Origin of the sequence: Enterobacter sp. MF024 (genome assembly GCF_005843915.1) — a bacterium.
GTDB lineage: Bacteria > Pseudomonadota > Gammaproteobacteria > Enterobacterales > Enterobacteriaceae > Enterobacter > Enterobacter barmai.
Genome location: NZ_VCBB01000005.1, coordinates 57,619 through 76,526, shown reverse-complemented (window position 1 = coordinate 76,526; position 18,908 = coordinate 57,619). Strand labels below are relative to the sequence as shown.

Below are 18,908 nucleotides of genomic sequence, written 5' to 3'. Positions count from 1 at the left end.
TTACACGTTATGGCCCGTGGAGGGTTGAAAAGAAACGCCCCGGAAAGCGGTCTGCTCGTCCGGGGCGTTGCATTGTACAAAGTCTGGTGCAGGGATGCCACGTTTGCACGCGGCATTTACGAAAATAATGTGTAAACGAAACCGTTAAATTAACGGGTACGTGGACACACTTCGCCTTCTGCGAAGAAGTAGGCGATTTCACGTTTAGCAGATTCTACGGAGTCGGAACCGTGGGTGCCGTTCTCGGTGAAGCTGTCAGCGTAATCTGCGCGCAGGGTACCTGCCAGCGCGTTGTCCGGGTTAGTTGCACCCAGCAGATCGCGGTGACGCTGAACGGCATTTTCGCCTTCCAGTACGGAAACCACGATTGGGCCAGAGGTCATGAACTCAACCAGGCCGTCGAAGAATGGGCGACCTTCGTGCTCAGCATAGAAACCGCGAGCCTGCTCAACGGTCAGATGCAGCATTTTGGTACCAACAATTTTGAACCCTGCCGCTTCAAAGCGAGCAAAGATGCTGCCAATAACGTTTTTTGCCACCGCGTTTGGCTTGATGATGGAAAAAGTACGTTCAATAGCCATGATTACCTCTGTGATTTGTTCTGTTGTTTTGCATTCATGCGAAATATATGGCGCGGATTATAATGAGCATTGGCGCCATTGCCTATGGATGCATGTAACATTTTTTTAAAATAAGACGAGTTTTAACAACAGATCCTTGCCGAAACGCGTTTTCTTCATTGCAGGCTGAAATCCACGGTCGCCACCTGCCCCGCCTCATCCATCACCAGCAATTGATAATCCCCTGCCTTTTCAAGGCGCAGCGTATACACCCGTCCCTGGACATTCAGCGGTTCGCCGTTGAGAAACCACCAGCGCGGTCCGTCGCTGCCGCTGACCTGCAGAGGCAGCGAGACCTGCGACTCGCCCGGCAGACGCCTAATCACCGCTCCCTGACGAATGCCGGAGAGCAGCAGCGGCGCCGGGAAGGCCTGGTTCAGCGGTGGGCAGGCTGTTGACGCAGGCGGAATGCGCGACGATCGCCGCTCCGCCTGGGGAAGCCACGGCTCCAGCGGCAGCGGCCAGACGTCCACGCTTTTTTCCTGCGCCTGCGGGCAGTCCGCCGCTACCCATTTGCCGCTATTATCGAGCCAGACCGGGAAACGAATGCCGCGAATGCCCTCCTGCTCCGGCAGGAGCAGCGTCGGCGGCTGGCTTCCTTCAAGCAGCCAGGTCGCGAGCCGACGGCGGCAGTTGCTGTCCCCTTCAGGGAGCGACTGCCCGCCCGGCCAGCAGATCACCCCGCGGCTCACCGATTCAGGGCGCGGATCGCGCGGCAGACGCGCTTCCTCCAGCGCCGAGCGCGACTGCAGCAGATTGTTGACCTGATTCAACACCGGCACGGCGCTGGCAAAGCCAAACTGTCCGGCCACCGGGGTGCCGTCCGGCCTGCCGGTCCAGATGCCAATCACGTAGCGCGCGTTCACCCCTATCGCCCATGCGTCACGATAGCCGTAGCTGGTGCCGGTTTTTACCGCCAGCGGCACCACCTGCGCAAGGGCGCTGTCCGGCAGCGGCTGCGCCTCGTTCGCCAGAATGCGCCGGATGATCCACGCGGACCCCGGCGACAATAAGGGCCGTTCGAGCAGCGGATCTGCTGGCTGTAAACGCAGTTTCCCTGCACGACCCTGCCGGGCAAAGGCGCTGTACGCTGCGGCAATGTCCTCCAGACGCGCCCCGGCGCCCCCCAGGATCAGGGAGAGGTTCGGCTGAGCGCCAGCAGGCAGAAGAAGCGGTAATCCGACGTTACGCAGCATCCCGGCAAACTTTTTCGGCCCGTAAGCCTCCAGCACCTGAACGGCGGGCAGGTTCAGGGATCGCACCAGCGCCTCGCTCATGCTGATCGGACCGTGAAAGCCGCTGTCAAAGTTACCCGGACGGTAATCACCGGTGCGTCGCGGCACATCCTGCAGCAGCGAGGCCGGGTGGATCAGCCCGTCATCCATCGCCAGGCCATAGACAAACGGCTTCAGCACCGATCCCGGGGATCGGATCGCGCTGACCATATCCACATGGCTGAAACGGCTGTCGTCGTTGATGTCCACCGATCCTACCCAGCCGCGCACCTTCATATCGGTATGATCCACGACGATCATCGCCAGCGAACTGCGGGGTGGCAGGCGGGACTTCCAGTTCAGGGCCAGCTCTTCCAGCTGGCGCTGCAGCGTGGCATCCAGAGTAGTCACCACTTTGCTGTCCCGGCTTTTGCCCAGCATCATGCGCGAGAACAGCGGCGCAAGCTGCGGCATCTGCCGGGGAGCCAGCCAGACGGGTTCTTCCTGCGACTCTTTAACCTGACGCGCAGACCAGACGCCCTGAGAGGCCATGCGGTTGAGGACTTTATTGCGCGCCGCCTCGGCACGTTGCGGCCAGCGGTCCGGGCGTAAACGGCTCGGCGCCTGCGGCAATACGGCAAGCAGCGCGGCTTCGGAGTAGCTCAACTGCGCAGGGGATTTCCCCAGATAGGCCCAGCTTGCGGCCCCCACTCCCTGCAGAGTGCCGCCAAACGGGGCGCGATTGAGATAGAGCGTCAGAATGTCACGTTTTGAAAGGTGCCACTCCAGCTGGAACGCCCGCCAGAGCTGACGGACTTTGCCGCCCAGCGTGCGGGAATGAGGATCCAGCAGACGGGCCACCTGCATGGTCAGCGTACTGCCGCCCGAGATCACCTTCCCGGCAATCAGATCCTGCCAGGCAGCGCGCAGTACCGAAAAGGGATTGACGCCCGGATGATCCCAGAACCAGCGATCTTCATACTGGATCAGCGCCTCAAGATAGCGTGGCGAAACCTCTTCGATGGTGACCGGATAACGCCAGATCCCGTCGCGATCGGCAAAGCGCCACAGCGGGATGCCTTTTTCGTCCACCACCACGCGAGCCGGGTTGACCTCATGTAACGGCAGCGGCCACAGGCGATCGGCGGCAACAACGCCGCCCCAGAGCAGAAGAAGCGCCCCCGCCAGCCACAGCCAGCGGGAGCGTAACAGAGCGCGAACCCGCACGTTACGGAACGACAATCAGCGGGCCGCTGGCCGCACCCGTTGCCCGCCACTGCGGTACGTACATCGATTCCACCATCGGCACAGGCACCGCGTAGGTTCCCGGCGTAACGGCGCGCGCCAGATAGACCAGCGTCACCGGCTGGCCTTCATTGACCGGTACGGCGGCGACAAAGCGGTCGTCGCGGAACTCCATATGCTGGATATCGGCCTGCTGCATCTGGCTGAGCAGGTTTTGTACCTCACTGCCGCTCTCCTGCAGGCTGGCGCTGCTGCTGGCGAGGTTCTGGTTTTCCAGCTCCAGCCCTGCAGGCAGCAGATCCACCACCAGCGCATCCGGCACGCTCTGGGTGGCAGTGACGTTCAGCCAGACCAGCACCAGCTCGCCGCTTTTCAGGGAGGAGAGCGACTTGCTGCTGCCATCGGTTGCCAGGATCTGGCGCTCAATTTTCAGCACGTTCGAGGCAGGCTGTGGGGCGTACTGCGGATAGCCGCTGCTGTCCAGACGCAACCACAGCGGCGCGGTACCGGTGTTAGTCACCTGCAGCGCCGCCAATTGGTCGGCATTGAGGTTTTGCACCTGCGGTTTATCGCCCTGCTGGCTACCTTCTTTAACCGACGTGGTGGCCTGCCAGGCTCCGGAAAGCGTCTGCAGGGAACGTCCCGCCAGGAAGAGGGAATTACTCTCCTGGGTCGAGAGCCAGCGCTGGCTGAACGCCTGCTGAGAAAGCACGTTCAGCAGCGCGTTCTGGGCATCCGGCAACAGTTTGTACTCTTCCAGCAGGCTGAGCATCATCGCGTTATCGCGAAGCGGGCTGCCGTAATCGGCCAGCCAGTTTTGCGTCTCGCTGCGCGGCGTTTTGATGGCCAGATCCAGCGCCTGCTGGCTGCGAGGCGCATCGCCCATCAGCTTCAGCGCCATCCCCAGCTGCATCAGCGGCAGGCCTGATTTGGCCTGGGCATGACGCTCCCAGATTTCGCGCAGCGCGCCCAGCGGAGCTTTCTGCTGGCGTGCCAGCACCAGCGCGGCATAAGCCTGAACGGCGAACTTGCTGCCCTGGGTATCTTCGCTATAACGAATCGCCATCATGCCCGGATCCTGCAGGTAGCGCAGCAGGCGGTTGTTGGCATTGGTGATGGCATCAGCCGGTACGCTGTAACCCTGCTCCCCTGCCCGCACCAGGAAATCGGTGACGTAGGCAGTGAGCCAGTACTCTTCCGGGCCATTTTTATCCCACAGGGCAAAACCGCCATCGTCGCGCTGCATCTGCAGCAGGCGGGAGATGCCGATCTCAATGGCCGCCCGACGCTTGTCGTCACTGTCGCCCTTGATGCCCAACGCATTCAACTGGGCGGCATTGGTATAGAGGGACGGGAACAGGCCGCTGGTGGTCTGTTCCAGACAGCCATACGGATAGGCCTGCAGCTCGCGGATGTAACGGGCCAGGTTAAGCGGCGGCTTGCCGCTGAGCATAAGCTGTCCCTGTAGCGTCAGCGGGGAGAAATTAGCGAGCTGTTCGGTCGGTACATGCCAGCTTTCACCCGGATTAAGCATCGTGCCGGTATTCACCGTCTGCGCCGGGAACGCCGGGCGCACGCCGATTTTCCAGCTCTTCTGCTGCGGGGCAAAGGTTTCGCCTGGAAGCATCAGCCCGCTTACCTGGGCGGCGATTTCGCCCTCGCCGTAGCCGTCCAGCGCCCGCACCGGAATAAACAGCGTATAGCGTTCACCCGCGCCCAGCTGGATCGGCTGTGGCTGGGCACCTTCCAGCGCCAGGTTGCCACCCGCGGTCAGGGCAACGTTCAGGGTCTGCGGACGATCGGTGAGGTTAGTCAGATCCAGCGTCAGCCTTGCGTTATCGCCGCTGGCAAGGAAGCGCGGCGTGTTGAGCTCGGTGATAACGGGCGCGGCGACGATGATTTTGCTCTCGCTGCTGCCGAAATCGTCATCGGTCCAGGCCTGGGCCATCAGACGCAGCTCGCCGTTAAAGTCGCCAATCGGTAACGAGACGGTACCCACCCCGTTGGCATCCAGCTCTACCGGCTGCGCCTGCTGAGCGATAATGGTGACATGGTTAACCGGCGGTTTGCCGCCGCGCTTAAGTTCATCGCCATCGCCGCCAAAGCGCAGCGACGCCAGTCGGCCCTGGCCCTCAATCACCTGGCCGTAGATATCGTAGATGTCCGCGCCATAGCGCTTCTGACCAAAGAAGGCCTGCCAGGGATCGGGAGTGACGTAATCGGTAATGTTCAGCACACCGCTGTCCACCGCTGAGACCAGAACATTGACTTTTTGCGGAGCCGCACCCTCCTTAACGCTGGCTTTTACTTTCACCGCCAGCGTCTGGTTTGGGCGCATTTTTGGCGGGTTTTCCAGGGCAATGCTCAGGCGACGACTTTCGTCACCCATCGGCAGGTGCAGCAAGCCTACCGCACGTTTTGGCGTGGCTGATTTGGATTTATCGCCAGGGCGAACCACCAGCGTGGAGAGGTACAGATCGTGGCGTTTCCAGGCTTTATCCACCGGGATCGTCATATCCAGCCCCTCGGCAGTCACGTCGATCTCTTTCCACCACAACGGCCCTTCGCTGGATTCGATCATCGCGTAGCCTTTACCAGCCGCCGGTGCGGCAATGTGCAGCTTAACAGTGTCCCCAGGCTGATAGGCCGGTTTATCCAGCTTCATGGTGACGCGGTCCGGACGCGCCGCGCCGGAGCCGTCGCTGTTGTCCTGCCAGCTGTAACCTGCCCAGAAGCGAACGCTGCTGACTGCATCGTCAGGGGCTTTAACCTCCAGACGATAGGAGCCCCACTCCACCGGGAAGCTCACTTTCCCGGTTTCGTCCGCGGCCAGATCCAGCGCCTGCTCGCCTTCAATCAGATCTTTTTGATCAAACTGGGACTGCCAGCCCTCGCTTTCCGACCAGTTCCACGAGTAGTCCCGACGCTCGCGGATCAGGCGAACCTGCAGGCCGGAGACCGCTTTTTTCGCTCCGCTGGCATCGGCATAGACGATATCGAACCCGGCCTGGCTGTTCTCCTCAACAATCGGCTGGTTGACGGTGGTGTCGGTGCGGTAGTCATAGACCGCTTTGCTGGCGAACTGCGGACGGATGCCCGGCAGGGTTGCCGCTGGCCAGACCGCCTGCTCCGCTCTGCGGGTCACCGGACGTCCGCCGGACTCCAGCAGGCTGGCCTGCAAAATTACCTGCAGCGGAGAGTGCGTCTCTTTCCACTGGCTTTCGCTGGTCACCTGCCCGCGCCCCTCCTCATTGAGGGTGAGCTGCACTTCATCCAGGCTACGGCTCAGGTTCTCTTCGGCGATGTCGCCAAACTGGAAGCCCGGCAGTGCGGCCACGGCCTCACGCAGCGGACGCAAGAACATCTGCCCCTGCAGGCTGTTGCCGTTGGCAGGGGCGCCGTACAGGTAATACCCCGTCACGTCGAAGGCGATATCATCCTGCGGCGCGACCGGCACTTTTTGCCCGGCGATATTCAGCGCCATGCGTTCCGGCATAAAGTCTTCGACGTGGAAATCCCACATCCGCTGCTGGTTATCGCCGGTGCTGGCGCGCACGTGCCACATTCCGGTCTGCGCCCCGCTATCCAGCTGGTAGTTAAAACGATAGAGGCCGTTTTCCGGCTGGCTGACCACCGTGCGGGCCACCTGCCCGTCCGGGCGCAGTACCTCCAGCTTCACGGGCTGGTCGGGCAGCGGCTTGCCGTCGCTGTCGCGCAGCAGGCCGTTAAGGATCAGCGTTTCGCCCGGGCGGTAGAGATCGCGCGGACCAAACATAAAGAACTGTTTGCTGAAGCCCGGCGCGCCGGAGATGGCGAACTCCGCCAGATCCAGCGCCGGGAGCGTTAAATCCAGCATCGTGGTCTGCCCGTCTTTACGGGCGAGGAGCAGCGCCGCCTCTTTATCGGTCTGCAGCGTCGCGTGGCCGTCGGCGTCGCTGGTGGCCTGGGCCAGCGTCTGCCCTTTATCGTTCAGCAGCTGTACCTCAATGGCCGATTGCGCCGCGCCATTCTCCAGGCTCTGGGTAAAGATATCCAGCCGGTTATGGTAGCGGTGCGCGGAAAGGCCAATATCGCTGAGGGTAAAGAGCGTGGCGGCGTTGCTGTAGTTATAGTGCCCGGCCTGATTCATCACCGCGATGTAGACCCCCGCCTGCTGTAACGGCTTGATGTCCGCCAGCGGCAGGAGCAGTTTCTCGCGCGTGTTGCGCGCCGGGTTCAGGTCGAAGCGGCCGGTATAGACCAGCTCGGCCATCTTAAGCAGATTGTCGGATTCCCAGTTGGTGAGCGAGCTGCGGTACTCCCACTGGCTGACGAAGGCGGCAAGCGATTCCGGTTTGATCCGGTAGAAATTCACATCAACGCTATTGACGTTCAGCGCCATTACCGGCAGCCCTTCGACGACCTTGCCCGGCAGCAGCGAACCGCGGCTGGCGAAGCCCACGCTCGGCTCTATATCGCGGGTGGTAATGGTTTTTTCGATGTCGCTGCCGAGGGTGGCTTTATTCAGCCCGAGCAGCGCACTTTCGACGGTGACCACCAGGTTACGATTTGGCTCCAGGTGACGCAGGCGCAGCTCTTTCAGGTTAGGCGCCAGCTCCCATGCGCCGTCGACCTTGCCGCTTTTTTTATCGACCACGTGAACCGCGCGGGCGAAGTCCTGGGCGGGATCGAGGGGAACGGAGAAGGTCAGCACCAGGGCGGCGGCACCGTCCAGCTGAACTTCAGACGCATCCAACAGGGTCAGCGCTTTGCCCTGACTTTGTGTCGCCAGTTTTTCCAGCGTGGCGCTGTCAGGTTTTGCCGGTACAGCCGGTTGCGTGGTGGAAGCAGCCGCCGCGGCGGGGGCCTGTGGTTTGGGCATATCATCGCTGTTGTCACAGCCGACAAGCGCAAGTGAAGTGAGCAGCGCTAATGAAAGTGCAGCGAAGCGAAACGGTTTCATCCTTTATCCCTGGCCTCGCGGGCCTGTTGGTCGACGTCGGGTTAATTATTATCCGCAAGTTTCATTAATACAAAAGCATTGATTCCAATTCTGGATAACGCCTCGCAAAGTCATGATTCGCGAAAAAATCCGGCTGTTACGGCGATCACAGCGCGTAACGTTACATGTAACCTTTTACGTCATTTGTTTTTAAAACAATAAGATAGCTGGATAAACAAGCGTTTACCCTGCTAGTTTTATTATCAGACGCACCCTGAGTGCGCGGTTCAATAAGAGAGAACGTTATGAAACGAGCCGTGAACGCCCTACAAAATTTCGGAAAATCATTATACGGTCCGGTACTCATCCTGCCGATTGTCGGTCTGTTTATCGCCTTTGGGAATGTGCTGGGTAACGGCGCTCTTGCCGGGTATCTGCCGTTCCTCGGCCATCCGCTGATCCAGAGCATCGGCCAGCTGATCGCCAAATCCGCCGTCTCGGTGCTGGTTAACCTGGCGCTGGTCTTCGCCGTGGGGATCCCCATTGGTCTGGCGACCCGTGACAAGGGTTACGCGGCGCTGATTGGCCTGGTGACATTCGTGGTGTTTATCAACGCCATGAACGTCACGCTGCAGCTGCAGGGCGCGCTGGCACCCGCAGACCAGATGAAAGCCGCCGGGCAGAGCATGGTGCTGGGGGTGCAGGTACTGGAGATGGGCGTATTCGCCGGGATCCTCACCGGTGCGCTGTCGGGTTACCTCTATAACAAATACTCCGGCGTGCAATTTAACGGCGCGATGGCGATCTACTCCGGTCACTGCTTTGTCGCCATCATCATGCTGCCGGTCTCGATGCTGCTGGGCGTGGCGATGAGCGAGCTGTGGCCGTTCGCCCAGGACGGTATCAGCGCTGCGGCTTTAGCCATCAAAGGGGCCGGGCCGTTTGGCGTCGCGGTTTACGGCTTCCTGGAGCGCATCCTGGTGCCAACCGGCCTGCATCATCTGGTCTATACCCCGTTCCTCTATACCGAACTGGGCGGGACCCAGGAGGTGTGCGGTGCCACCTATCAGGGCGCGCGTAACATCTACTTTGCCGAGATGGCCTGCCCTGACGTGAAGCAGCTCAGCAGCACCGTCGTCTGGGATGCCCGCGGGATCAGCAAAATGTTTGGCCTGCCTGCCGCCGCGCTGGCGATGTATGTCACCGCAAAACCGGAGCGTAAAGCCGCAGCGAAAGCCATTCTGATCCCGGCGGCGCTGACCTCGTTCCTGGTGGGCGTTACCGAGCCAATTGAGTTCTCCTTCCTGTTCGTCGCCCCGCAGCTGTTCGTGGTGCATGCGGTGCTGACCGGGATTGGCATGATGCTCTTCTACCTGCTCGGCGTTCACGCCATCGGCGCTAACGGCATTATCGATTTCGTTCTCTACAACCTGCCGCTGGGTACGGAGAAGTCCAACTGGCCGATGTACATCCTGGTCGGGCTGATCATGTTCACCCTCTACTTCGTTATCTTCCGCTTCCTGATCCTGCATTTCCGCATGAAGACGCCGGGGCGCGAGGAAGAAGATCAGGAGACGCGTCTGTACAGCAAGCAGGAGTATCAGGCGAAAGGCAGCAACGACGGCTTAGGCGAGGCGATCATCGTCGGCCTCGGCGGGCGCGACAATATTGATGTGGTGGATAACTGCTACACCCGCCTGCGCGTCACGGTTAAGGATGTCGCCATCATCGACGAGCCACGGCTCAAGGCGACAGGCGCGAAAGGCGTCATCAAGCAAGGTAATAACGTTCAGGTGGTCTACGGGCTGCATGTCAAAAAAATGCGAGAAGCGGTCGAGACGATTCTCTGAAGGAGACAACTATGTTTACACCCCCATTTATTCTCTCTATCGCCGGTGGCGGCAGCACCTACACGCCAGGGATTGTGAAAAGCCTGATGGTGCGGCTGGAAGATTTCCCGCTGGCGGAAATTCGCCTATACGACATCGATGCCGGGCGGCAGGATACCATCGCCCCGGTGGTGGAGAAGGTGATCCGCGATCACAGCCAGAGCATCAAATTTACCGTCACCAGCGATCCGGAAGTGGCCTTCAGCGGGGCCCATTTCGTCTTCGCCCAGATGCGCGTCGGCCAGTACAAAATGCGCGAGCAGGATGAGAAGATCCCTCTGCGTCACGGCGTGGTCGGCCAGGAGACCTGTGGCCCGGGCGGGCTGGCGTATGGCTTACGCACTATTTTGCCGATGGTTGAGCTGATCGACATGGTCGGGCGCTACGCCCACGAAAAAGCGTGGATCGTGAACTACTCCAACCCGGCGGCCATCGTCGCTGAAGGGGTGCGCCGCCTGCGTCCGGACGCCCGGGTGCTGAACATCTGCGATATGCCGGTCGCGGCAATGCGTAATATGGGTGCCATTCTCGGCGTGGATCGCCACAAGCTGGAGGTGGATTACTTCGGCCTGAACCACTTCGGCTGGTTTACCCGCGTGCTGGTGGATGGCGAGGACAAACTGCCGGAGCTGCGTCGCCATATCGCTAAATTTGGCCTGCTGACGGAAGACGCGGCCAAAACCGACCCGCAGCACTCGGATCCGTCATGGGTGAAAACCTGGCGCAACATCAAGCCGATTATGGATAACTTCCCGGAGTACCTGCCGAACCCGTATCTGCAGTACTACCTGATGCCAAACCAGATCGTGGAACATCAGAACCCGGACTATACCCGCGCCAATGAAGTGATGAACGGTCGCGAGAAAAAGCTGTTTGCCGCCGCCGAAGAGTATAAGCGTACCGGGATCCTGCCGGACGCCTTCCACGTGGGCGTCCACGGTGAGTTTATCGTTGAGGTAGCCCGTTCGCTGGCGTTTAACCTGCGCCAGTGCCATCTGGTGATGGTGGAAAACCAGGGGGCAATCGTCAACCTGCCGTACGACGCGGTGGTGGAAGTGCCGGCCTATATCACCAGCGAAGGCCCGGAACCGATCCGCATCGGCCAGGTGCCGCTGTTCCATCAGACCCTGCTGCAACAGCAGCTGGCATCGGAACAGCTGCTGGTGGAAGCCACCATCGAAGGCAGCTACGAAAAAGCGTTGCAGGCATTCACCCTGAACCGCACCATGCCGACCATGGAGCACGCCAAAGCGATTCTGGATGAGATGATTGAGGCTAACCGTGAATACTGGCCTGCGCTGCAGAAAGCGTGGCAGGATGGGGAAGCGGTGAAAAAATAAGGCCTTGCTCGCGAGTTGAACGTGGTTCACTTGTCGGTGTCAGAAAAAACACCGACAATCCATTAATGGATTCATTTATGGAGGCAACCATGTCCACCTCATATTTTGTCGCAGCCGAGTGGCTGATTGAGCACAGTGATGACCCTGAAGTCCAGATCCTCGACGCGCGCATGGCGCCGCCGGGACAGGAGCATCGCGACGTACCCGCGGAATACCGCGCCGGGCATCTGCCGGGGGCGGTATTTTTTGATATCGAAGCCCTCTCCGATCATACCTCTCCCCTGCCGCACATGATGCCGCGCCCGGAAGCCTTTGCGGTGGTCATGCGCGAGCTGGGCGTCAGCCACGACAAGCACCTGGTGATTTACGACGAAGGAAATCTCTTCTCCGCGCCGCGTGCCTGGTGGATGCTGAAAACCTTTGGCGTGGAAAAAGTGTCGATTCTGGCGGGTGGTCTTGCGGGCTGGCAGCGGGCCGAGCTGCCGCTCCAGCAGGGCGATGTCTCCCTGCCGGACAGCGATTTTGAAGCCACCTTCGATGCCGGGGCCATCAAGCGTGTCACCGACGTGCTGCTGGCCAGCCACGAAAAGACCGCGCAAATTGTTGATGCCCGCCCTGCCCCACGTTTTAACGCCGAGGCTGACGAACCGCGTCCGGGCCTGAAGCGCGGCCATATCCCCGGCGCGTATAACGTGCCCTGGGGCGATCTGGTGTTTGAGGGCGAGCTGAAAACTACCGACGAGCTGCGCGAGATTTTCGCCCGTCAGGGGGTGGATCTGCATCAGCCGATCGTTGCCAGCTGCGGCTCCGGCGTGACCGCCTGCGTGGTGATCCTGGCGCTGGCCACCCTCGGCAAAACCGACGTCACGCTCTATGACGGCGCGTGGAGTGAATGGGGCGCCCGGGACGATCTGCCGGTTGAACCGGCGTAATAATGGATAACCGACTGGCGACACTGCTATCGCGCGGGGAGTCATTGACCCGCGCAGAGTATCGCGTGCTGGCCCATCTGACCGAGCATCCGCTGCTGGTGGGTCACATCACGGTGCGGGAGCTGGCGCAGGCGACCTTTGTCTCCACCGCCACCATTATGCGCCTGTGCCGCAAGCTGGGGTTCAGCGGTTTTAGCGAGTTCACCTGGCACTGCAAGCAGCTGCTGAGCGATACCCCGCACATCACCGCCGAAACCCGCCAGCCTGCGGAACTGCCCGCACTGTTTAATCAGTTTATCGCCAACTATCAGCAGACCTTTCAGTGGGCGACGGCGGAAAAGCGCCGCCACTTTGCCGAGCTGCTGCGGGAAAAAGAGAGCTTTTTCCTCTACGGCGCGGGCTTCTCCTATCTTTTCGCAGAGTACCTGACCAAGAAGCTGCAGGTGCTGGGCAAGACGGCGTTTATCTCCGGCCCCGGCGACAGCCGCAATATCTTCCTCAGCAATGCTTCGCGCTATCAGGTGTTCATCGCGGTATCGCGCAGCGGTGAGACGGAACAGGTGCTGGATAAGGCGCGGATCGCGCAGAACGTGGGGATGACGGTGGTGGCCTTTACCCGCGCGTCGGCGAATACCCTGGCAGGGATGGCGGATCTGCATTTTGCGCTGTACGACGAAGCGGTGCATTTCGCCGCCGAAGCCGCAGGGGTGACGTCGTTTGAGTCGAATCTGGTGCTGCTGATGGATTTACTGCTGCTGGAAGCAACGGGGTGAGCGTTCACCCCGTACGGGTTCAGATAATGCGGTTGTTTTTGAAATCGCGCAGGAAACCACCCCAGCGGCGTTCATAGAACGGGGTGATGTGCTCGGTGATGAAGTGGCTGATGCCCTTCTCCCCTTTCACTACCCGGCAGATATCGATCGGCTCGTCCCCCGGCAGGGTGTCGGTCGCCACGCTGCCCGTAGCCTGAATGATCTCTTCAATCTCGCCATCCGCCTCAATACCAATCAGCAGGATCGGCTGTTCGTCAGCCTGCTCTTTGATGGAGCAGAGAAAAGCCCGTTTCACCGGTTTGAGGGTTTTAAAAAGCTGGGTCAGGGAGTCAATCATCTGCGCCGGTGGCTCGGCCACTTCAGACAGCAGCAGCGATTCACCGCCCTCCAGCACCTCCTGAGTGCTGAGCGGGTTGCCCTCGTCGCCAATCAGATGGCTGATTTCGCGCGGGGTGAACTCTTTCCCGGTCGGCAGTTTGGCGTTGAGAAACAGGGTTTCGCCCAGCGTCATCTCAAACAGGGTGCGCACCGGCATCACCACGAACGCCTGCTCATCCTCAACGGCTTGCTGTAAGGCTTCAAGGGAGGAGAAGAACGGGATCACCGAGGTGCCGTCATCTTTTTCCCAGTGCAGCAGATCCAGCGCGCTGTCCTCAACAACCTGCTCGCCTTCCGCCGCCGTACCGGGCACCCAGACGGTGGACTCCAGCAGAGTGCGGAAAAATGCCGGACGGTGGGCGGGCTCAGTGGCCGCTTTCTCCAGCAGGGTTTCTAATTCGTTTTTGGTTTCTGACATAAACTCACTACTTGTAAATCGCCCGGCGGCGCTGCGCTTGCACGGGCCTACGTGTCTTGTAGGCCGGGTAAGCGCAGCGCCACCCGGCAAGACCATTACTCTGCTGTCAGCAGATTCGCAATGGTACGCACACCCAGACCGGTAGCGCCTGCGGACCACTGCTCAACCGCGGCTTTACGGTAGGTGGCGGAGCAGTCGATGTGCAGCCAGCCTTCGCGGTAGTTCTCAACGAAGTGCGACAGGAAACCGGCGGCGGTGCTCGCCCCTGCCGGGTAGGCCGCGCTGGCGGTGTTGTTCAGCTCGGCAAAGTTCGACGGCAGCTGGCTGCGGTGGAACTCGGCCAGCGGCAGACGCCAGAAAGGTTCGTTCTCGGCGGCGGCGCTCGCCAGCAGGCGGTTTGCCAGCTTATCGTCGAAGCTGAACAGCGCGTGGTAGTCGTTACCCAGCGCGGTTTTCGCCGCCCCGGTCAGGGTTGCCATGTCGATGATCAGCTCTGGTTTCTGTGCAGAGGCATCGATCAGGCCATCCGCCAGCACCAGACGGCCTTCGGCGTCGGTGTTCATCACTTCGACGTTCTTGCCGTTGCGGTAGCGAATGATGTCGCCGAGCTTAAAGGCGTTACCGCTGACCATGTTGTCCGCGCAGCACAGGTAAAGCTTCACGCGTTTGTTCAGGCCGCGGGTGATAGCAAATGCCAGCGCCCCGGTGATGGTAGCTGCGCCGCCCATGTCCGACTTCATGGAGTCCATGAACGCGCTCTGCTTCAGGCTGTAGCCACCGGTGTCAAAGGTGATGCCCTTCCCGACCAGGCAGGCGAACACAGGGGCCGTTTTATCACCGGTTGGGTTGTAGTCCAGCGCCAGCAGCACAGGAGGACGCTCAGAGCCACGGCCCACGGTGTGGATGCCCATGTAGTTCTGCTCGCGCAGATCTTCGCCCTTGGTGATGCGGTAAGACATGTTGTCGCCCGCCACGCCGCACAGCAGATCCACCGCGCGCTGCGCCAGCTGCTCCGGACCCAGCTCTTCCGCCGGGGCGTTGATGGTGTCGCGCACCCAGTCGATAATCTTCAGGCGGCTTTCCAGCTCGCGCTTACCCGCTTCATCGAGGTTTGCCCACTCGATTTTACGGCTGCCTTTCGGCCCTTTGTAGCCCGCCCAGAAGGCCCAGCTGCGATCGGTATCCCAGCCTTCACCGTCCAGTAACACATGTTTGATGCCCAGACCGTCAATTTTGCGCGCCGCGCGCTGGATCAGACCTGTATTGTCGCTGCCGTTCAGGTGCAGGGTAATGCCGTCGTTATTAATGCTGTAAGTGGCTTTTTCACCCCAGCGCGCATCGGCAGGCTGAGTAGAGAGCGTAATCTTCATCGCTTCGGTCATTTTATTTTTCCTTATTAGCAACAAGCAAACGGGCCGCCTGAAGGCAGCCCGTTACGTTTTTATTCTGCTTCGTCCAGCCAGACTAACAGAATCGCCTCCAGAATTTTTTCATTGGATGCGTTGGGATCGTCGTCAAACTCTTCCAGATCGCAAATCCACTGATGCATATCGGTGAAGCGTACGGTCTTCGGATCGAGATCCGGGTTGGCGTCGTACAGCGCCTCGCCGATTTCACGGCTGTCTGTCCACTTCAGTCCCATATTAATGCTCGCGTGCGTGGTTAAGCGTATAACGCGGAAGTTCGACCACCAGATCTTCATCGGTGACGCGTGCCTGACAGCTCAGGCGGCTTTCCGGCTCCAGACCCCATGCTTTATCCAGCATGTCGTCTTCATCTTCCGTGCTCTCCGCCAGGGAGTCAAAGCCCTCGCGGACGATGCAGTGACAGGTTGTGCAGGCACAGGATTTTTCACAGGCGTGTTCCACTTCAATACCGTTACGCAGGGCAACATTAAGGATGGTTTCGCCGGTCTCAGCTTCCAGAACTGCGCCATCCGGACAGAGGTCCGCATGTGGCAGAAAAACAATCTTTGGCATATTAAACCTCGTCCACGGAGTGGCCTTTCAGCGCGGTACGGACAGACTGGTCCATACGGCGAGCGGCGAACTCCTGGGTTTGTTTATCAACGTTTTTAATCGCTTGTTCTATGGCGTCAGCATCATCGCCTTCGGCTACCGCAATCAGTTGTGCGACGGCGTCGTCAATGGCCTGACGTTCAGCGGCGCTTAGCAGCGCGGCATCAGCAGTGAGTGCGCTGTTCAGGCTTTCCAGCACGCGTGCGGCTTCGACTTTCTGCTCGGCCAGCATACGCGCCGAGACATCCTGCGCAGCAAAACTCATTGAGTCCTGAATCATGGTGGCGATTTCACCATCGGTCAGACCGTAGGACGGTTTCACCTGAATGGAGGATTCGACACCGGTCGATTTTTCCATCGCCGTGACGCTCAGCAGACCGTCCGCGTCCACCTGGAAGGTCACGCGGATATGCGCCCCGCCCGCAGGCAGCGCCGGAATGCCGCGCAGCGCGAAGCGCGCCAGCGAGCGGCAGTCCTGAACCAGCTCGCGCTCGCCCTGCAGCACGTGGATGGACATCGCGGTCTGGCCGTCCTTAAAGGTGGTGAACTCCTGCGCGCGCGCCACCGGAATGGTGGTGTTACGCGGGATCACTTTCTCCACCAGGCCGCCCATGGTTTCTAAACCAAGCGACAGCGGGATGACGTCCAGCAGCAGCATTTCGCTGTCCGGCTTGTTGCCGACCAGGATATCGGCCTGGATAGCGGCACCAATGGCAACCACTTTATCCGGGTCGATGGAGGTTAATGGCGTGCGGCCAAAGAACTCGCCCACGCGCTCACGCACCAGCGGAACGCGGGTTGAACCGCCCACCATCACCACGTCCAGCACCTCTTCTGCCTCAACGCCCGCATCTTTCAGCGCGCGGCGGCAGGCCAGCAGGGTGCGTTTCACCAGCGGGGCAATCAGTTCATTGAACTGCTCGCGGCTGATGTCGCCTTTCCAGCCCGCCACCTCAACGGTGACCGAGGTGGCATCGCTGAGGGCGATTTTGGCGGCAGTGGCGGCATCCAGCAACTGACGTTGCAGGCGCGCATCACTGCGATCGACGATCCCCGCCCGCTCACAGAGATGATCCGCCAGCAGGTGGTCGAAGTCGTCGCCGCCGAGGGCAGAATCGCCGCCGGTAGCCAGCACTTCAAACACCCCGCGGCTCAGGCGCAGAATGGAAATATCAAAGGTCCCACCGCCAAGGTCAAAGACCGCGATTACTCCTTCCTGACCGGAGTCGAGGCCGTAGGCAATCGCCGCAGCGGTCGGTTCGTTGAGCAGGCGCAGCACGTGCAGGCCTGCCAGACGCGCGGCGTCTTTGGTACCCTGACGCTGGGCGTCATCGAAATAGGCCGGAACGGTGATCACCACGCCGTCGAGTTCGCCTTCCAGCGTCGCGGTCGCGCGAGCGGCCAGCGCCTTGAGGATATCGGCAGAGACGCGGATCGGGTTCAACAGACCGGCACGGGTGGCGATCATCGGCAGACCGTTCTCACTGGCCTGCAGCTGATACGGCAGATGCGGGTAACGGCTCTGGATATCCGCCAGCGAGCGGCCCATCATCCGTTTTACCGAGCTGATGGTGTTGGCTGGATCCTGAGCGGCGTTGGTGCGGGCATCATAGCCCACGCTGTGGCCCTGGGACTGATAGTGGACCACAGAAGGCAGCAGGTGCTGACCCTGCGCATCCGCCAGCGTTTCAGCCTGGCCGCTGCGCACGGTCGCCACCAGCGAGTTGGTGGTGCCTAAGTCGATACCTACCGCCAGACGACGCTGGTGCGGTGCGGCACTTAAGCCCGGCTCACTAATTTGTAATAAGGCCATAATCGCTTCCGAAATTAAAAATCGAGCAGCTTTTCTTCGAGTTGTTCAGCGCTGCTTCGCAGTTTATCGAGAAAACGCAGCTTGCGTACACTGTCCGCCGCCACGTCCCACGTCTCGTTATTCAGTTGGTCAACCATCTGCTGATGGCGGGTATCGAACATCCCTTTTACGCGCTTGATAAAGCGCTCAAGACGGGCTTCGTCTTTGGCATGTTCGATCTCATCCAGCTCTTCGCGAAGCTCCAGCTGTTCCATCAGGAACGCGGTGTCGCGGACGGTGTGTTGCTCACTGGAGAGGTCAAACCCGTGGCGCGAAAGCAGATATTCTGCCCGGCTCAGCGGGTTGCGCAGGGTTTGCCACGCCTGATTGATGGTCGCAGAGTGCTGCACCGCCGCCAGTTGTTCCGCCTGCGTGCCGCTGGCGAATTTATCCGGGTGATACTGACGTTGCAGATCCTGGAAACGGGCCGCCAGCGCCTGAGTATCAATTTCATACCCGGCTGGTAACCCAAAGAGGGTGAAGTAATCCATAACAATCTCAGGGTTAGCTGATTAAAGCAAACCCCACACACAGCCTGGCTGCGGTGGGGTTAACAGGTGATGCGCAATTATACGTGGAAGCTTTCGCCGCAGCCGCACTCGTCTTTCACGTTCGGGTTAGTAAACTTAAACCCTTCGTTGAGGCCTTCTTTTACAAAGTCCAGCTGAGTGCCGTTCAGAAACTGCAGGCTTTTACCATCGACCACTACCTTCACGCCTTTGTCTTCGAACACGGTATCTTCCGCCGCAGGTTCGTCAACAAATTCCAGTACATACGCCATACCGGAACAGCCGGAGGTGCGTACACCCAGTCGCAGGCCAAAGCCTTTGCCACGGTTTGCCAGAAAGGAGCTTACTCGCGCGGCAGCGCTGTCGCTAAGGGTAATCGACATAACAACCTCAACTAATTATTTTGCGTCACGTTTGCTTTTGTAATCCGCGATTGCGGCTTTGATCGCATCTTCCGCCAGGATAGAGCAGTGAATTTTTACCGGCGGCAGTTCGAGCTCATCAGCAATATCGGTATTTTTAATCGCCTGCGCTTCGTCCAGAGACTTGCCCTTCACCCACTCGGTGACCAGGGAGCTGGACGCGATTGCGGAACCGCAACCGTAAGTCTTGAAGCGCGCGTCTTCAATGATACCTTCATTGTTGACTTTAATCTGCAACTTCATCACGTCGCCACAGGCTGGTGCACCCACCATGCCGCTGCCCACGCTGTCGTCGCTGTTGTCGAAAGAACCTACGTTACGTGGATTCTCGTAATGATCGATAACTTTTTCGCTGTATGCCATGCTGAATTCTCCTT

The 18,908-nt window shown here is 59.9% G+C and carries 15 protein-coding genes; 4 read left to right on the top strand and 11 right to left on the bottom strand.

Going from position 1 to position 18,908, the window contains the following annotated elements:
• Nucleotides 1–149: 149 nt before the first annotated feature.
• From ndk to FFB58_RS09795, 3 genes are all read right to left on the bottom strand, one after another.
• On the bottom strand, nt 150–581 hold the full coding sequence (ndk, locus tag FFB58_RS09805; RefSeq protein ID WP_039029721.1) for a nucleoside-diphosphate kinase: 432 nt from the start codon (nt 579–581) through the stop codon (nt 150–152).
• Between the two features lie 155 nt (nt 582–736).
• A complete protein-coding gene (gene pbpC, locus FFB58_RS09800) occupies nt 737–3,061 on the bottom strand; it encodes a peptidoglycan glycosyltransferase PbpC (protein ID WP_138369999.1) in 2,325 nt (774 codons plus the stop codon).
• Nucleotide 3,062: 1 nt separating this feature from the next.
• Nucleotides 3,063–8,021 carry an alpha-2-macroglobulin gene (locus FFB58_RS09795; protein ID WP_138369759.1) on the bottom strand — a complete coding sequence of 1,653 codons (4,959 nt, stop codon included), beginning with the start codon at nt 8,019–8,021 and terminating at the stop codon, nt 3,063–3,065.
• Between the two features lie 284 nt (nt 8,022–8,305).
• Here FFB58_RS09795 and FFB58_RS09790 point away from each other — a divergent pair, with 284 nt between their 5' ends.
• The 4 genes from FFB58_RS09790 (at nt 8,306) to FFB58_RS09775 (ending at nt 12,934) form a co-directional block, all read left to right on the top strand.
• Entirely contained in the window at nt 8,306–9,850 is a 1,545-nt protein-coding gene (locus FFB58_RS09790) for a PTS transporter subunit EIIC (protein ID WP_138369758.1), read from the top strand.
• 11 nt (nt 9,851–9,861) lie between these two features.
• Nucleotides 9,862–11,229, top strand: a complete 1,368-nt coding sequence (locus FFB58_RS09785) for a 6-phospho-alpha-glucosidase (protein WP_138369757.1) — start codon at nt 9,862–9,864, stop codon at nt 11,227–11,229.
• An 89-nt stretch (nt 11,230–11,318) separates the two neighbouring features.
• Nucleotides 11,319–12,161 (top strand): 3-mercaptopyruvate sulfurtransferase, encoded by an 843-nt coding sequence (sseA, locus tag FFB58_RS09780; protein WP_138369756.1) that lies wholly within the window; start codon nt 11,319–11,321, stop codon nt 12,159–12,161.
• A 2-nt stretch (nt 12,162–12,163) separates the two neighbouring features.
• Nucleotides 12,164–12,934: a MurR/RpiR family transcriptional regulator gene (locus tag FFB58_RS09775; protein ID WP_039029725.1), complete on the top strand. Its 771-nt coding sequence runs from the start codon at nt 12,164–12,166 to the stop codon at nt 12,932–12,934.
• A 19-nt stretch (nt 12,935–12,953) separates the two neighbouring features.
• Here the strand turns inward: FFB58_RS09775 and sseB are convergent, their stop codons facing one another.
• The 8 genes from sseB to iscU all read right to left on the bottom strand — a co-directional run bounded on the left by sseB (nt 12,954) and on the right by iscU (nt 18,894).
• Nucleotides 12,954–13,730 carry an enhanced serine sensitivity protein SseB gene (gene sseB / locus FFB58_RS09770; protein ID WP_039029726.1) on the bottom strand — a complete coding sequence of 259 codons (777 nt, stop codon included), beginning with the start codon at nt 13,728–13,730 and terminating at the stop codon, nt 12,954–12,956.
• Between the two features lie 95 nt (nt 13,731–13,825).
• Nucleotides 13,826–15,112: an aminopeptidase PepB gene (gene pepB, locus FFB58_RS09765; RefSeq protein WP_138369755.1), complete on the bottom strand. Its 1,287-nt coding sequence runs from the start codon at nt 15,110–15,112 to the stop codon at nt 13,826–13,828.
• Between the two features lie 59 nt (nt 15,113–15,171).
• Nucleotides 15,172–15,372 (bottom strand): Fe-S cluster assembly protein IscX, encoded by a 201-nt coding sequence (gene iscX / locus FFB58_RS09760; RefSeq protein WP_032613119.1) that lies wholly within the window; start codon nt 15,370–15,372, stop codon nt 15,172–15,174.
• Between the two features lies 1 nt (nt 15,373).
• Nucleotides 15,374–15,709: an ISC system 2Fe-2S type ferredoxin gene (gene fdx, locus FFB58_RS09755; RefSeq protein ID WP_039029728.1), complete on the bottom strand. Its 336-nt coding sequence runs from the start codon at nt 15,707–15,709 to the stop codon at nt 15,374–15,376.
• 1 nt (nt 15,710) lies between these two features.
• Nucleotides 15,711–17,561, bottom strand: a complete 1,851-nt coding sequence (gene hscA / locus FFB58_RS09750) for a Fe-S protein assembly chaperone HscA (RefSeq protein WP_138369754.1) — start codon at nt 17,559–17,561, stop codon at nt 15,711–15,713.
• Between the two features lie 14 nt (nt 17,562–17,575).
• Nucleotides 17,576–18,091, bottom strand: coding sequence for a co-chaperone HscB (gene hscB / locus FFB58_RS09745; protein WP_138369753.1), 516 nt, complete (start codon nt 18,089–18,091; stop codon nt 17,576–17,578).
• Between the two features lie 77 nt (nt 18,092–18,168).
• The gene (gene iscA, locus FFB58_RS09740) at nt 18,169–18,492 is read right to left on the bottom strand and encodes an iron-sulfur cluster assembly protein IscA (protein ID WP_039029731.1); all 324 of its coding nucleotides are present in this window, start codon (nt 18,490–18,492) and stop codon (nt 18,169–18,171) included.
• 15 nt (nt 18,493–18,507) lie between these two features.
• Nucleotides 18,508–18,894, bottom strand: coding sequence for a Fe-S cluster assembly scaffold IscU (gene iscU / locus FFB58_RS09735; protein ID WP_032613127.1), 387 nt, complete (start codon nt 18,892–18,894; stop codon nt 18,508–18,510).
• Nucleotides 18,895–18,908 lie beyond the last annotated feature (14 nt).